The following is a 16,817-nucleotide window of genomic DNA, read 5'->3' as shown; positions in this document are numbered from 1 at the left end:
GTATCAAAACGGCGTCAAAGACGCAGCCCAAATCCGAAGTGGCCCAAGGATCAATTAACCCGGTGATGAATTTCTCGCTGGGGTGACGGGTTCGTTGGAAAGGTAGAAATTCATCCTTTGTTTATTTATTCCTCGAGTGGAGATGCGGGCGAATTTGTCCGATAGTTGGTGATAGATTGTCGGCTTGGTCGACCGGGTTTTTCACGCCACTGTAGGGGGCGATCATGTCATTGATATTGGACCGGGTTCGGGAACTGGGAACGCAAATCCCAGACGCCGCTGCCCTCTCTTTTGTGAATGATCGAGGCCTGGTCACCGAATCGATGAGTCGCGCCGATGTGGTGACCGAAATGAATAAGGTTGCCCAGTTCGTGCGGCAGGATTGCGGCTTGGCGCCCGGAGATCGGGCGGTCTTGGTGTATCCGCCCGGTCTGGACTTCGTGTGTGGATTGCTGGGGTGCATGGCGGCCGGGGTAATCGCGGTGCCGGTGTTCCCCCCGGACCCGATCAACCCACAAAAGTCCGGCGAAGCCTTCCGGCGGGTGGCACTCGACTGCGGCGCAACAGCGGTCCTGACCAGCCACCACTATGCCGACGCTCGGCAGCTAGACGTGGCCGCTCCGGTGGGGACGGCCTTCGATGAGGACTGGCGGAATGCCCTTCCCTGGCACGTGACATCGCGGGGGGCCAGTGGGCGCGGAACGGGCGCCCCGCGGGCCGTGAGTGAGGCGATCTCAGAGTGGGCCCCCAGCCCGCAGACGCCTGCCCTACTGCAGTACACCTCGGGTTCAACATCGGACCCCAAGGGTGTGGTCATCACCCATGGCAACGTGGTGCATCAGGCCGAGTTCAACCGCCGCTTCATCGGACTCGGCCCGGGCCATCGGGCTGTCTTCTGGGTGCCGCCGTACCACGACTTCGGCCTCATCAGCGGCATTCTGAGCGCGTTGGCCGGCAATTTCGACCTCACCATGATGTCGCCGATGAGCTTTATCCAGCGCCCTGCCTTGTGGTTTGAGGTCATGGACCGGGTTCGCGCCACCGTCACTGTCGCACCCAACTTCGGATTCGAGTTGGCGATGCGCAAGACCACTGCCGAGCAGCGCGCTGGCTGGGATCTGAGCCCGTTGCAGGTGATAGTGAGTGCCGCGGAACCGGTGCGCGAGGACACCACCCGCCGCTTCTTTGAAGCCTTTGCCGCCTCAGGGATCCGCCGGGAAGCCTTCTGTCCGTGCTACGGGCTTGCGGAACACACCGTCGGCATCACCGTGTCCGGGCGCTCGAGCCTGCGGGTGGATCGCTGCCAGCTGGAAACGCGGCAGCTAGCGGTTCCTAGCGACGCTCCCGATGCCCAGGTCCTGATGGGCTGCGGGCAGCCAACCGATGACGTGGATGTGCGCATCGTGGACCCCGAGCTGTGTGTTCCACTCGGCGAGGGACAGGTGGGGGAGATCTGGGCGGACTCGCCGAGCAAAGCCGCCGGCTACTGGGGATTGTCAGCGAAAAGCCGTGCCACGTTTCAGGCTGCGTTAGCCGGGGTCGAGGGTGGCCGCGGCTACCTGCGAACGGGGGATTTGGGCTTTCTGCACGACGGTGAGCTGTATGTGTGTGGGCGAATCAAGGATCTGCTGATCCTGGCGGGGCGCAACATCTATCCGCAAGACATTGAGGACAGCCTGCGAGATTGCCACCCCGCGATCAGGCCGGGCGGGTTCGCGGCTTTCGCCGTAGCGGACGGCAACAGCGAGACGCTGGCGGTGCTGGTCGAGGTGCGCACCGACGGGTCGCCCGACCTGCTCGCAGGGGTAGTGGCGGCGATCCGGGCGGCGGTGTTGAAAGACCACCAGCTGCGCTGTGGGGTGGTAGTGCTGGGGCCGCCGGGGAGCGTGAGCAAGACGACCAGCGGCAAGGTGCAGCGCTCGCGGTGCCGCGCCCGCTTTCTCGACGGCACCCTGCAAGCCCAAGCGCTGCTGGTGGACCGCCGCACAGACGATGAACCCGTTGGCGCCGCGCCCAGGACCGAGCAGCTGCTATCGGTGGTGTGCGGGCAGGCGGCCGAGGTCTTGGGTATCGGCGCGGCCAGTGTGGACATCGATCGATCGCTGGGGGATCAGGGCCTCAACTCGATCGGAGTCACCGAGTTGGCGTCGCGGCTAAGTCAGGTGCTGGGCCAAGACGTGCAACCCGTAGACATCTTCAACCATCCCACGGTTGGAGATCTGGTCCAGATCCTGAGCCTAGGTGAAAAGACACGTCACCAGCGTCGAGTGCGAGAACGGTTGGGGCATCATGCGGCGAGTGACGCTGGCGCAGTGGCGCTTCCGGCAGACCCGGTGGCCATCGTCGGTATCGGGTGCCGGTTTCCGGGTGGGGTGGATTCGGCGGACTCCTTGTGGGACATGGTGGTGTCGGCCCGGGATGTGATTTCGGATTTTCCGGGTGATCGGGGCTGGGATGCGGGGAGGTTGTTTGATCCGGATCCGGATGCACTGGGTAAGACGTATTGCCAGGTGGGCGGGTTCTTAGAGGATGCGGCCGGCTTTGATGCCGGGTTCTTCGGGATCGCCCCGCGCGAGGCGCTGGCGATGGATCCCCAACAGCGGGTCTTGCTAGAGGTGTCGTGGGAGGCGTTGGAAGACGCCGGGATTGACCCAAAGGCGCTGCGGGGAAGCGCTACCGGGGTATTCGTGGGCACCTGGGCGCAGCCCTATGGGGATGGCGGTTCAGACAGCGCGGATGGATATGCCATGACTGGCACCGCCACCAGTGTGGCTTCGGGGCGGGTGGCGTATGTGTTGGGGTTGGAGGGGCCGGCGGTGTCGGTGGATACCGCGTGTTCTTCGTCGTTGGTGGCGGTGCATCAGGCTGTGCAGTCGTTGCGGTTGGGGGAGTGTGATCTGGCGTTGGCTGGTGGGGTGACGGTGATGGCGACGCCGTCGGTGTTTGTGGGGTTTTCTCGGCAGCGGGGGTTAGCTCCGGATGGGCGGTGTAAGGCGTTTGCGGAGGCTGCGGATGGGGTGGGGTGGGGTGAGGGTGCGGGAGTGCTTGTCTTGCAGCGGCTCTCGGATGCGCGTCGGCAGGGTCGTGTGGTGTTGGGGGTGGTGCGTGGGTCTGCGGTGAATCAGGATGGGGCTTCTCATGGGTTGACGGCTCCGAATGGGCCGGCGCAGCAGCGGGTGATTCGGGCGGCGTTGGCTGGTGCGGGGTTGGGGCCTGCGGATGTGGATGTGGTTGAGGCTCATGGGACGGGTACCAGGTTGGGGGATCCGATTGAGGCTCAGGCGTTGTTGGCGGTTTATGGGCAAGATCGTGAGCCGGGTCGGCCGTTGTGGGTGGGTTCGATCAAGTCGAATATGGGTCATGCTCAGGCGGCGGCGGGGGTGGCCGGGGTGATCAAGATGGTGCAGGCGATGCGTCATGGGTTGCTGCCGCAGACGTTGCATGTTGATGAGCCCTCGGGGCAGGTGGATTGGTCGGCGGGGGCGGTTGAGGTGTTGAGTCGGGCGAGGTCGTGGCCGGGTGTGCCGGGGCGTCCGCGTCGGGCTGGGGTGTCTTCGTTTGGGATTAGTGGCACTAATGCGCATGTGATTGTTGAGCAGGCGTTGCCTGAGGTGGCCGAAAGTGGCGGTGTGTCAGGGGTTTGCGGGCAGGGTGTGGGCTCGGTCGAGTCGGTGGTGCGGGCGTCTGTGGTGCCGTGGGTGTTGTCGGCTCAGTCGAGGCAGGCGTTGGTGGCTCAGGCGAGTCGGTTGTTGGGTCGTGTCGGTGGTGATGATGGCCTCGATCCCGTTGATGTGGGGTTGTCGCTGGCGCAGCGTTGCGTCTTTGAGCATCGCGCGGTGGTCGTTGGTCGGGATCGGGAGGCGTTGCTGGCGGGGTTGACCGGGCTGGCGCGCGGTGAGCCGGGTGCTGGTGTGGTGGTGGGTCAGGCCGCGGCGGTGGGCAAAACGGTGCTGGTGTTCCCCGGCCAAGGCGCCCAGTGGACCGGGATGGGCCGCGGGCTACATGGGCAATTTCCGGCATTCGCCCGAGCCTTTGACGCGGTGGTTGACGAACTGGATCAGCATTTGCCGATGCCGCTGCGCGAGGTGATGTGGGGAACCGACAAGGGGTTGCTGGACAGCACCGAGTTCGCGCAGCCGGCGTTGTTCGCCCTCGAGGTCGGACTATGGGCGTTGTTGGAGCACTGGGGAATTCGCCCGGATTTCGTGTTGGGACATTCGGTGGGGGAGCTGTCGGCAGCCCACGTGGCCGGGGTGCTGAGTTTGGCGGACGCGGCGATGTTGGTGGCTGCGCGGGGCCGATTGATGCAGGGTCTGCCGGCCGGCGGGGTCATGGTTGCCTTGGGCGTCGGCGAGCAAGAAGTGGACCCGTTGCTTGCCGAATCTGCCCACCCTGTGAGCATTGCGGCCATCAACGCCCCAGAGCAGGTGGTGATCTCGGGTGCGCAGGCTGCGGTGATGACGATTGCGGATCAGCTGGCAGCTCGCGGCCGCCGGGTACAGCAATTGGCGGTGTCGCACGCCTTCCATTCACCGTTGATGGAACCCATCGTTGAGGAATTCGCGGAGATTGCCGGTCGGGTCACGGTGGAGGCGCCGCGGATCGGGGTGATCTCCAATCTGACTGGCGAGCTAGCCGGACCCGGGTACGGCTCGAAGGCCTACTGGCGCGAGCACATCCGCCGACCGGTGCGTTTCAGCGACAGCGTGGCATGTGCCCGCGCCCAGGGGGCGACCCATTTCGTCGAGGCCGGTCCGGGCACTGGGTTGACTGCCGCCATCGAACAGTCGCTGGGCTCGGTAGCGGCAACGGTGGTGGCGGTGCTGGGCAAGAAGCGGCCCGAGCCGGATTCGCTGCTGGACGCAGCCGCTCAACTGTTTGCCAGTGGCGCGCGGCTGGACTGGCCTGCGGTTTTCCTGGGCTGGGGTGGCCGTCGGGTGTCCTTGCCCACCTATGCGTTTATGCGACAGCGGTTTTGGCTGACGCCACATTTAGCCGGGTCGGTTGGCGCGGCCGAGCTGGGGTCGGGAAACCCACGGCACCCGCTGCTGGATGCGGTGGTTGAGCACCCCGATTCGGGGGAGGTGATTCTGGCCGGACGCCTATCGCAAAGGGCCCAGCCGTGGTTGGCCGATCACGTGATAGGCGGGCTGGTGCTATTGCCGGGCACCGGGTTTGTGGAGTTGGTGATCCGAGCCGGGGATCAGCTCGGCTGCGCGGCCATCGATGAACTGACGTTGACGAACCCACTGATCGTGCCGGACGGCTCCGAGGTACAGGTGCAGGTGGTAGTGGGCGCGGCCGAGCGCTCGGGTCGGCGGACGGTGTCGGTGTATTCGCGTGCCGATCACATCGATGCGGCCTGGGTACAGCACGCCGAGGGTGCGCTAGGGGTCGACCCGATGCCTGCGTCGGGGGATTTTTCGGTATGGCCGCCCAGCGGTGCGGAGGCAGTGCGGGTGTCGGACGCCTATGAACGGCTGGCACAACTTGGCTATCGGTATGGGCCGGCATTTCGCGGAATAGAGGCGATTTGGCGACGCGGCAAAGAGGTTTATGCCGAGGTCGCCATCCCGGCCGATGCCGAGTTGGGGATCAACGGTTATGGCATCCATCCGGTGCTGTTGGACGCGGTGCTGCAGGCGGCCGCAGTGGCCGTCGATAGCGGTGACACCCGGTTGCCGTACTCATGGCGAGGGATATCCCTGCATGCCGCGGCCGCCAAACGGATCCGGGCCCGTATTGCCCCGGTGGGCGAGGTTGGGTACGCGGTGGAATGCGCCGATGTGGCGGGGCTGCCGGTGCTGACGATGGGGTCACTGGTGACCCGCCCGGTTAGTGCCGAACAGTTACACGCCGGAGCCGCCACCGCGGTCGGTCGGCCCGCGCAGGGACTGCTGGAGCTGGCGTGGTCACCAATATCGCCGGCGTACGGGGCTATTGATGGTGGGGGCCATCAAACGGTGTTGTCCTGGGCTGACTTTACCGCTGGCGCAGCTGCGGCCGCTGATGGCGTTGGTGGTCGCGCAGTGGCGGTGGTGTGGGAGTCCCGAACTGCCGAAACCGATGTGGTGGGCTCGGTGTATGCGCGCATCCATGCTGCCCTATCCGTGTTGCAGTACTGGCTGGCTCAGGATCAGCTAGCCAGCTTGGTGGTGGTGACCCATGGCGCGGTGGGACTACCCGGTGAGGCGATCACCGATCTGGCCGGTTCGGCGGTGTGGGGATTGGCGCGTTCGGCACAAGCCGAGAGCCCGGGCCGCATTGTGCTGGTGGACATCGACACCCCCAACACACCGGATCTAGGTGTGCTGCTAGCCAGCCGGGAACCCCAACTGGTGGTACGCGGCGACAGCGTGTTCTGCGCGCGGTTGCGCCCGGTCGAGGCCCCGCTGGAGGTGCCGGTCGGGCAATCGGCCTGGCAGCTGGGTACCGGTGGCGGCGGCACGCTGGCTGACATTGTGGTGCAGCCCTGTCCACCGGCGCAGGCACCGCTGGAGCCGGGGCAGGTGCGGGTGGCGGTGGCCGCGGCCGGCGTCAATTTCCGGGATGTCTTGATGGCCTTAGGGATGTATCCCGGTGCGCAGCCAGTGCTCGGTGGTGAGGGTTCCGGGGTGGTGCTCGAGGTCGGCCCGCAGGTCAGCGGTGTGGGTGTCGGAGACGCGGTGATGGGGTTAATCGCCGGCGTGGGGCCGTTGGCGGTGGTGGATGCGCGGCTGCTGGTGCGGGTGCCCAGTGGATGGTTATTGGCTGAGGCCGCCGGTGTGCCGGTGGCGTTCTTGACCGCCTGGTACGGGTTGGCCGACCTGGCGGGGGTGCGGGCTGGGGAGTCGGTGTTGGTGCATGCCGGCACCGGCGGGGTGGGAATGGCTGCGGTGCAATTGGCTCGCCTCTGGGGGGCGCAGGTTTTCGTAACAGCTAGTCGAGGCAAGTGGAACACGCTGCGGTCCATGGGTTTTGACGACAGCCGAATCGGGGATTCGCGTAGCTTGGAGTTTGCCGAGAAGTTCTTGGCGGCGACCAGGGGCCGCGGGGTGGATGTGGTACTCAATTCGCTGGCCGGTGAGTTCGTCGATGCCTCGCTGCGGTTGTTGGCTCCAGGCGGGCGCTTCATCGAGATGGGTAAGACCGATATCCGCGATCCGCAGCAGATCGCCGTCGAGTATCCCGGTGTGATCTACGAGGCGTTTGACTTGATGGATGCCGGCCCGGCGCGCATCCAACCGATGCTCGGTCAGCTACACACCCTGTTTGAGGCATCCGCATTGGAGAGCCTGCCGACCAGAACCTGGGATGTGCGCTGTGCGCCGGCCGCATACCGGTTTGTCAGCCAGGCCCGCCAGATCGGCAAAGTGGTGCTGACCATGCCCACCCAGATATCGGATGCGGTCGCGGCGGGCTCGGTGTTGATCACCGGTGGAACTGGGATGGTCGCAGCGGTTTTGGCGCGCCATCTCGTCAGCAGCTATGGGGTCAAGCATGTGGTGTTGGCTAGCCGGCGTGGGGACGCGGCCGCGGGTGTAGAAGAGTTGGTCGCCGATTTGGCCGCGGCCGGTGCAGCGGTGGCGGTGGTCGCCTGTGACGTGGCCGATCGGGCCGCGGTGACGCGGTTGCTGGATCACGTATCCACCTGCCATCCGCCGTTAACCGGGGTGATTCATGCCGCCGGCACCCTTGACGACGCGGTAATCGCTTCTTTGACACCAGATCGGGTGGATGCGGTGTTGCGGGCCAAAGTGGATGGCGCCTGGAACCTGCATGAGGCCACTCGTCATTTGGGGTTGTCGATGTTTGTGTTGTGTTCCTCGATCGCGGCTACCGTCGGATCATCGGGGCAGGCCAACTACGCGGCCGGCAACGCATTCCTTGACGGCCTCGCCGCCTACCGGCGGGCCGGCGGGCTGCCGGGTATGTCGCTGGGGTGGGGACTATGGGAACAGTCCAGCACCATGACCGCGCATTTGAGCGACCGCGACATGGCCCGGATACGCCGTAGTGGGCTGGCCGCCATCAGCCCCGAGCAAGCCATGCAACTATTCGATGCCGCACTGGCGGTTGGCCAGCCCACCGTGCTGGCCGCCCACCTCGACCACGCCGTGCTGGCAAACCACACCCTGAGTAGCACGCTGCCGCCGCTATTCAGCACGCTGATAAAGCGTCCGTTGCGCCGCCTCGTCGACAACGACACCCCCTCGTCCACAGCAGGTTTCGCTCAACGCCTGTACGGGCTCAAACCCGAGAAGCAGCAGGACCTACTGGTTGACCTGGTGTGCACCCAAGCGGCCGCGGTGCTCGGGCACCCCAGTGCCACAGACCTCAACCCCGCCAGCACGTTTCAAAACATGGGGTTCGACTCACTCACCGCCGTGGAGCTGCGCAACCGACTGAAAACCGTTACCGGGCTCGGCCTGTCGCCCACCTTGGTCTTCGACCATCCCACGCCCACCGCGCTGGCGGGGCTCATCGCCGAACTCATCGGAATTGCCACCAAGGGTCTCTCACCACTGGAAGAAGCATTGAACAACGTCGAGGAAACGCTGCCGGCCATCGAGGCCGGCGACAAGCACCGAGTGGCCGATCGCTTGCGCGCCCTCCTGAGCACAATCACCGACGAAGAGCATCGCCTAGACGAGCGGATCCAGGCCGCTTCGACACTTGACGAGGTGTTCCTGCTAGTCGACTCCGAGCTCGCGAATCTTGAAAAGGGGCCAGGGCTATGAGCGTTGAAAGCGCGGACACAAAGCACCAGAAGCTCCTTCAATACGTCAAACGGGTTGCTGGCGAGTTGAACGACCTGCGCGCACAGCTGCGCACCTCCGAGTACCGCGCAACAGAGCCGGTGGCGATCGTGGGAATGGGGTGCCGGTTTCCGGGTGGGGTGGATTCGGCGGACTCGTTGTGGGACATGGTGGTGTCGGCCCGGGATGTGATTTCGGATTTTCCGGGTGATCGGGGCTGGGATGCGGGGAGGTTGTTTGATCCGGATCCGGATGCACTGGGTAAGACGTATTGCCAGGTGGGCGGGTTCTTGGAGGATGCGGCCGGCTTTGATGCCGGGTTCTTCGGGATCGCCCCGCGCGAGGCGCTGGCGATGGATCCCCAACAGCGGGTCTTGCTAGAGGTGTCGTGGGAAGCCCTGGAACAGGCCGGGATTGACCCACGATCGCTGCGGGGCACCGCGACGGGGGTGTTCACCGGGATCTTCGCGCAGGCGTATGGCATCGGGGCCGGCCTGGACGTGGGGGAGTACGGGCTGACGGGCTCGACATCCAGTGTGGCTTCGGGGCGGGTGGCGTATGTGTTGGGGTTGGAGGGGCCGGCGGTGTCGGTGGATACCGCGTGTTCTTCGTCGTTGGTGGCGGTGCATCAGGCTGTGCAGTCGTTGCGGTTGGGGGAGTGTGATCTGGCGTTGGCTGGTGGGGTGACGGTGATGGCGACGCCGTCGGTGTTTGTGGGGTTTTCTCGGCAGCGGGGGTTGGCTCCGGATGGGCGGTGTAAGGCGTTTGCGGAGGCTGCGGATGGGGTGGGGTGGGGTGAGGGTGCGGGAGTGCTTGTCTTGCAGCGGCTCTCGGATGCGCGTCGGCAGGGTCGTGTGGTGTTGGGGGTGGTGCGTGGGTCTGCGGTGAATCAGGATGGGGCTTCTCATGGGTTGACGGCTCCGAATGGGCCGGCGCAGCAGCGGGTGATTCGGGCGGCGTTGGCTGGTGCGGGGTTGGGGCCTGCGGATGTGGATGTGGTTGAGGCTCATGGGACGGGTACCAGGTTGGGGGATCCGATTGAGGCTCAGGCGTTGTTGGCGGTTTATGGGCAAGATCGTGAGCCGGGTCGGCCGTTGTGGGTGGGTTCGATCAAGTCGAATATGGGTCATGCTCAGGCGGCGGCGGGGGTGGCCGGGGTGATCAAGATGGTGCAGGCGATGCGTCATGGGTTGCTGCCGCAGACGTTGCATGTTGATGAGCCCTCGGGGCAGGTGGATTGGTCGGCGGGGGCGGTTGAGGTGTTGAGTCGGGCGAGGTCGTGGCCGGGTGTGCCGGGGCGTCCGCGTCGGGCTGGGGTGTCTTCGTTTGGGATTAGTGGCACTAATGCGCATGTGATTGTTGAGCAGGCGTTGCCTGAGGTGGCCGAAAGTGGCGGTGTGTCAGGGGTTTGCGGGCAGGGTGTGGGCTCGGTCGAGTCGGTGGTGCGGGCGTCTGTGGTGCCGTGGGTGTTGTCGGCTCAGTCGAGGCAGGCGTTGGTGGCTCAGGCGAGTCGGTTGTTGGGTCGTGTCGGTGGTGATGATGGCCTCGATCCCGTTGATGTGGGGTTGTCGCTGGCGCAGCGTTGCGTCTTTGAGCATCGCGCGGTGGTCGTTGGTCGGGATCGGGAGGCGTTGCTGGCGGGGTTGACCGGGCTGGCGCGCGGTGAGCCGGGTGCTGGTGTGGTGGTGGGTCAGGCCGCGGCGGTGGGCAAAACGGTGCTGGTGTTCCCCGGCCAAGGCGCCCAGTGGACCGGGATGGGCCGCCAGTTATTTGACGAATCACCGGTGTTCGCCGAGCGGATGCGCCGCTGCGGTGAGGCGCTAGCGGAGTTTGTCTCGTGGTCGCTATTGGATGTGGTAACCGGGGTAGCGGGGGCGCCGGGGCTGGATCGAGTCGATGTGGTGCAGCCGCTGTCGTGGGCGATCATGGTGTCACTGGCCGAGTTGTGGCGTTCGGTGGGGGTGACACCGGATGCGGTGATCGGTCATTCGCAGGGGGAGATCGCGGCGGCATGTGTGGCCGGGGCGTTGTCGCTGCGAGATGGCGCGGCGGTGGTGGCACTGCGTAGCCGGCTGTTGGTGGATTTGGCCGGTGCCGGGGCGATGGCGTCGCTGGCCTGTGGGGTGGCGCGGGCAGCGCAGTTGCTGGCCGGCTTCGGTGATCGGCTCGACCTTGCCGCCATCAATGGAGTTTCTGCGGTGGTGATCTCGGGTCGGGTCGATGCCGTGTTGGAGCTGATGGACCTCGCTGAGACCCAGGGTGTTCGGGCTCGCCGCATCGAGGTCGACTATGCGTCGCATTCGGCTCAGGTCGATGCGATCGCTGGGCCTTTGATGGAGGCATTGGCAGGCATCGAGCCGCGGCCGAGTTCGACGTCGTTCTTCTCGACGGTCACCGGCGGGTTGATGGATACCGCGGAACTGGATGGCGGGTATTGGTTTCGCAGCATTCGCCAGACGGTGCAGTTTGCGGAGGCAGTACGGGCCGCGGGCGCGCAGGGCTACGGGGTGTTTGTGGAGGCCAGTGCGCATCCGTTGTTGCTCAATGCAATTGAGGAGACCTTGGCAGACGAGACGGGAGACGCCGCGAAGAACGTGGTGGTGGTGCCCACGCTGGGACGCGACGATGGCGGGTTGGGTCGGTTTTGGATGTCTGCCGGCCAGGCCCATGTCGCTGGGGTGGGGATGGACTGGCGGGCGGTGTACGCCGGCTGGGGTGCGCGGTTGGTGGAACTGCCAACCTATGCGTTCCAGCGGCAGCGGTTCTGGTTGCCGCCGGCCCCAACAGGATCGGTCGATCCTGCGGGTTTGGGGTTGGGTGAGGCTGGGCACGGTTTGTTGTGCGCCGCAGTCGAGCATCCCGATTCGGGGGAGGTGATTCTCACCGGACGCCTATCGCTGAGCGCTCAACCTTGGCTGGCCGACCATGCGGTGCTGGGGGTGATGTTGTTCCCAGGCACAGGGTTTTTGGAGTTGGTGATCCGTGCCGGTGACGTGGTGGGCTGCACCCTGGTGCGGGAGTTGACGATGGTTGCTCCGTTGGTGTTGAGCCACGACGTACCGGTACAGGTGCAGGTGGTGGTCGCCCCCGACGGTGGTGACGGGAGCCGCTCGGTGACGGTGTATTCGCATGCCGATCGCCCCGATTCCGGGTGGCTGCTCAATGCCCAGGGTGTGCTGGACGTTGACGTCCTGCAGCCGCTGGCGGAGGTGTCGGAGTGGCCTCCGGCCGGTGCCGTGAGGGTGGAAATCTCCGATGCATATGAGCAGCTCGCGGCGCGTGGCTTTGAGTATGGTCAGGCGTTTCGCGGGTGCACCGCGTTGTGGCGGCGCGACCAGGAGCTGTTCGCGGAAGTCGCCCTACCCGAGCAAGTCAGCGCTCAAGCGGGCCGGTTCGGGATTCATCCGGCTTTGTTGGATGCGGCGCTGCACGCGGGGTTGTATGGCGCCTTGGATTTCGGCGGGTCGCGCGCCGGCAACGCTGAAGCGGTGTTGCCGTATTCCTGGCAGCGGGTGTCTTTGTATGCGGGTGGTGCCGAGCGGTTGCGGGTGCGGATCACTCCCAGTGCCTCTGGGACGGTCTCGATAGAGCTTGCCGATAGCGCGGGAGGCCCGGTGCTATCGGCAGCCTCGTTGGCAGTGCGCCCGGTCGGCATCGCCGAACTACGTGCCGCGTTGAGCGCGGCAGCGCGCGAGACCGATCAAGGGTTGTTGGAGCTGGCGTGGTCACCGATCACGGTGGAGTCCACGAGCGGTGGTCATCGACCGGTGGTGTTGGAGTGGGCGGACCATGTGGCGGCCGATGATGATCACGCCGCCGGTCAAGCCGATGTGGTGCTGTGGCGTTGCGAGCCGGCCGGTGGACGGGTGCCCGATCAGGCTTATCGCGCCACCCACGCCGCGCTCGAGGTGTTACAGCGCTGGCTGGCCCGCGATCGGTCGGCGACGCTGGTGATCGCGACTCATGGCGCCGTGGGATCGGCGGAACACGACATCACCGATCTGGCCGGAGCGGCCGTCTGGGGTTTGGTCCGTTCAGCACAAACCGAACACCCCGGCCGGATCGTCCTGATCGACACCGATACTGCCGTGGTCGACCTGGCGGGGTTGCTGGCCACCAAAGAACCCCAACTCATGGTGCGTGCCGGAAGGGTGCACGCGGCGCGTCTTGCCGCGGTGGAGGAAACCCTCGTCCTCCCCGCCCACCAGCAGTGGCGGCTGGCCGCAGGCGGCGAAGGCACGCTCGCCGGCGTGGTGATGGAGCCGAACCCACAGGCGCAGGCGCCGCTCGGGCCGGGGCAGGTGCGGGTAGCGGTGGCCGCGGCGGGGGTCAATTTCCGGGATGTACTCGTGGTGTTGGGGATGTACCCCGGGCAGGCCCCGCCGCTGGGCGGGGAGGGCGCGGGCGTGGTGGTCGAGGTCGGCCACCACGTGCGCAGGTTGAGTGTTGGTGACCAGGTGATGGGACTGGTAGGGGTGGCCGGGCCTGAGGCCGTCGTCGATCAGCGCCTACTGGTCAAGTTGCCGAGCGGGTGGTCGTTGGCGCAAGCCGCAGGAGTGCCGGTGGCGTTCTTGACGGCTTGGTACGGGTTGTCGGATCTGGCGGGTGTGCGGTCTGGGGAGTCGGTGTTGGTGCATGCCGCGACCGGCGGGGTGGGCATGGCCGCGGTGCAGCTGGCCCGGCATTGGGGACTGGAAGTGTTTGTCACGGCCAGCCGCGGTAAGTGGGACATCCTGCGGCGCATGGGGTTTGACGATGACCACATCGGTGATTCGCGCACGGTGGACTTCGCAGACAAGTTCTTGGCGGTCACCGACGGCCGCGGCGTCGACGTGGTGCTCAACTCGCTGGCCGGGGAGTTCATCGATGCCTCGCTGCGGTTGCTGGCCCGTGGTGGCCGCTTTGTCGAGATGGGCAAAACTGATATCCGGGACCCACGCACGATTGCCCAGAACCATCCCCGTGTGACCTATCGCGCGTTTGACTTGCTGGAGTCTGGCCCGGTGCGCATCCAGGCGATGTTAGGTGCGTTGCTGGAGTTGTTTCAGGCTCGGGCGTTGCATCCGCTGCCGATCAAGACCTGGGATGTGCGCTGCACTCCGGCCGCGTACCGGTTTGTCAGCCAGGCGCGTCATATCGGCAAGGTGATATTGACCATGCCCACCTTGTTGCCCGATGCGCTGGCGGCGGGCACGGTTTTGATCACCGGGGGGACTGGGATGGTCGCAGCGGTTTTGGCTCGCCATCTGGTCAGCAGCCATGGGGTGAGGCATGTGGTGTTGGTGAGCCGGCGCGGTGATGCGGCCGCGGGGGCCCGCGAGTTGGTCGACGAACTGACCGCGGCGGGGGCCGCGGTACGGGTGGTCGCCTGTGATGTCGCAGATCCAGCCGCGGTGTCACGGCTGATGAGTCAGCTACCCGAGCAGTGTCCGCCGCTCAGCGCGGTGATTCACGCCGCAGGGACACTCGACGACGCGTTGATCACTTCGTTGACGCCGCAGCGGGTGGATGCGGTGTTGCGGGCCAAGGTGGACGGCGCTTGGAATCTGCACGAGGCCACCCGGGATTCGGGGCTGTCGGCTTTTGTGTTGTGTTCGTCGATCGCGGCGACCCTGGGGGCCCCAGGACAGGCCAACTATGCCGCTGGCAACGCATTCCTCGATGCGTTGGCAGCGCATCGGCGCGCTACCGGGCTGGCCGGCACCTCGCTGGCATGGGGGTTGTGGGAACAATCCAGCACGATGACCGCGCATTTGCGTGGTCGCGATGTGGACCGGATGACCCGTATCGGGATGCGGGCGATCTCGGCGGAGCAGGCCATCAAACTCTTCGATGCCGCACTAGTTCTTGATCACCCCACCGTGGTGACCTCCCGACTCGACGAGGCCGCGTTGGCTAACCCCACCATCACTTCCCAGCTGCCGCCGCTGTTCAACGATCTGATTCGCCGTCCAGTGCGACGCCGCGTCGACAACAACATCATGGCTGCCAAATCGATTTTGACCCAACGACTCAACGACCTGGCTCCGGAGCGCCAGAGAGTTGCATTCATCGAGATGGTCTGTGAGCAGGCGGCCGCGGTGTTGGGTCGCCCCAACGGCGACGACGTCGACCCCGAGCACACGTTCCGGGACCTGGGACTGGACTCACTGACGGATCTGGAGTTGCGCAACAGACTCAAGATCATCTCTGGGCTGGCGTTGCCACCCACCTTGATCGTCGACTATCCCACTCCCCAGCTACTAGCGGGGTATCTGAGCCAGCGACTGGGCGAAAACAATGATGCCCCAACAGATGGCGGATCGAGGCCGTCACCTGCTGATCCCGACGACGAACTGCGAAATGCTCTAGAAACCATTCCGATCGCTGATCTTCGAGACGCGGGCCTGTCTTGCCCGCCGATGGGTATGTCGGGGTTGTCGGCAGCCGAATTAGCCGAGCTATCGGACATTCTGGCGAGAACCGGTGACCAGCGCGATCGAGACCAGGCAGGCGCTGCGCTGGTCGGCGTCGAGGACGTGATGGCGCTGACCCCGCTGCAGCAGGGGCTGTTCGCGCTGGCCATGTTCAGCGAGTCCCCGGTCGATGATCCGTACACGATCGCGACGACCTTTGATGTGCTCGGGCAGCTGGACACCGCATTGCTTCGCAACTGCGCTACATCGATGTTGTATCGCCATCCGAATCTGCGAGCCCGATTCATCTACGGTGACTTGCCTCATCCGGTGCAGGTTGTGCCCAGTGACGTGGATCTGTCGTGGCGGCAGGTGATCGCGACGCCGGAAGAGGTGGCCTCGCTGGAGGCCGATGAGCAACGGTCGGGATTCGATCTCGAACGTGGTCTGACGATGCGGTTTCTGCTTGTCGAGTTGCCTAACGAGCGTTGGCGATTCGTCATCACCGCCCATCACATTGTGATCGATGGTTGGTCGCTGGCGGTGTTTGTCAACGAGCTCTTCGCTTTGTATCGGGCGGGTGGGGCCATCGATGTGCTTGCGGCGCCGCCGCGGCCATTTCGCGACTACCTCGGCTGGCTGGGCGGCTGGGATTCGCAGTCCGGTGAACAGTTTTGGCGTGACTACCTGGCTGGACTGTCGGCGCCCACCATGTTGTCGCGGGCGCTGGCCGGTGGCCAGGGTGGGCAGGTGGCCGAGGAGCCCCAGCGTATTGAGTTATGTCTGGGCGCGGAAGTGACGGCTCGGCTGGTTGATGGTGCTCGCAGTCGTGGCGTCACCCTGAATTCGCTGGTGCAGGTGGCGTGGGCGTTGGTGTTAGGGGCGCTGACCGGTCGTGACGATGTGGTTTTCGGGATTGCGGTGTCGGGACGGCCTTCTGAGCTGGCCGGCATGCAGTCAATGGTCGGTCTGTTTATCAACACCGTGCCGCTGCGCGTCCGACTCGATCCGCAAGCAGTCATCGCCGACCTATGCGCGGCGGTGCAGCGAGACACCGCACTGGTGCGTGAATATGCCTACTTCAGTCATGCGCGGCTGCGTCAGGCGGCCGGTGTCGGTGAGATGTTCGACACGTTGCTGGTATTCGAAAACTTCCCGACCGGCGGCTTGGCCGTCGGCAAAGACGTCCCCGTCGGAGCGGCGACCTTCCATCTGGCAGCCGCGCACAGTCCGACGCATTTCCCGGTGACCGTGACCGCCGAATTTGCGAGGGACCAGCTGACGCTGATGATCGCAGCGACGGGCGACGCGCTCAGCGTGCTCACTCCCGAGACGGGTCTTGGGGTCGCCGACCTCGCGGACCGGTTGGGTCGGGTGTTGGTGGCGATGACTGCTGATGCGGGGCTGCGGATTTCGTCATTGGATGTGGTGGGCGGGGCTGAGCAGGCTCGGCCCCGGTACCAGGCTCCGGAGGGGCCGGTCGAAGAGATCCTGGCTGGTATCCAGGCCGAAGCGTTTGGGCTGGAGCGGGTTGGGGTTGACAAGTCGTTTTCTGATCTGGGTGGTGATTCAGTTGGCCGGTGAGAGTGGAAAGCAGATTGATCGAAAGATCCTCGATGGCAGGCGATCAGCCGATCGCGGGGACGTTGACGACGGTGGTGTTGTAGGCGTTGTCGATGATGGC

Annotated in this window: 2 protein-coding genes; both read left to right on the top strand. The window is 65.3% G+C overall.

The genetic code is table 11. The features are described from left to right. Positions 1–224: 224 nt before the first annotated feature. Positions 225–8,720, top strand: a complete 8,496-nt coding sequence (locus tag CCUG20998_RS14980; RefSeq protein WP_116269116.1) for a type I polyketide synthase — start codon at positions 225–227, stop codon at positions 8,718–8,720. Further along, positions 8,717–16,717, top strand: a complete 8,001-nt coding sequence (locus CCUG20998_RS14975) for a type I polyketide synthase (RefSeq protein ID WP_116269115.1) — start codon at positions 8,717–8,719, stop codon at positions 16,715–16,717. The genes CCUG20998_RS14980 and CCUG20998_RS14975 overlap by 4 nt, the downstream gene beginning before the upstream one ends. Positions 16,718–16,817 lie beyond the last annotated feature (100 nt).

Source organism: Mycobacterium marinum (assembly GCF_003391395.1).
Classification (GTDB): domain Bacteria; phylum Actinomycetota; class Actinomycetes; order Mycobacteriales; family Mycobacteriaceae; genus Mycobacterium; species Mycobacterium marinum.
Note: the sequence above shows the minus strand (reverse complement) of the source record. Positions and strands in the feature narration are given on the sequence as shown.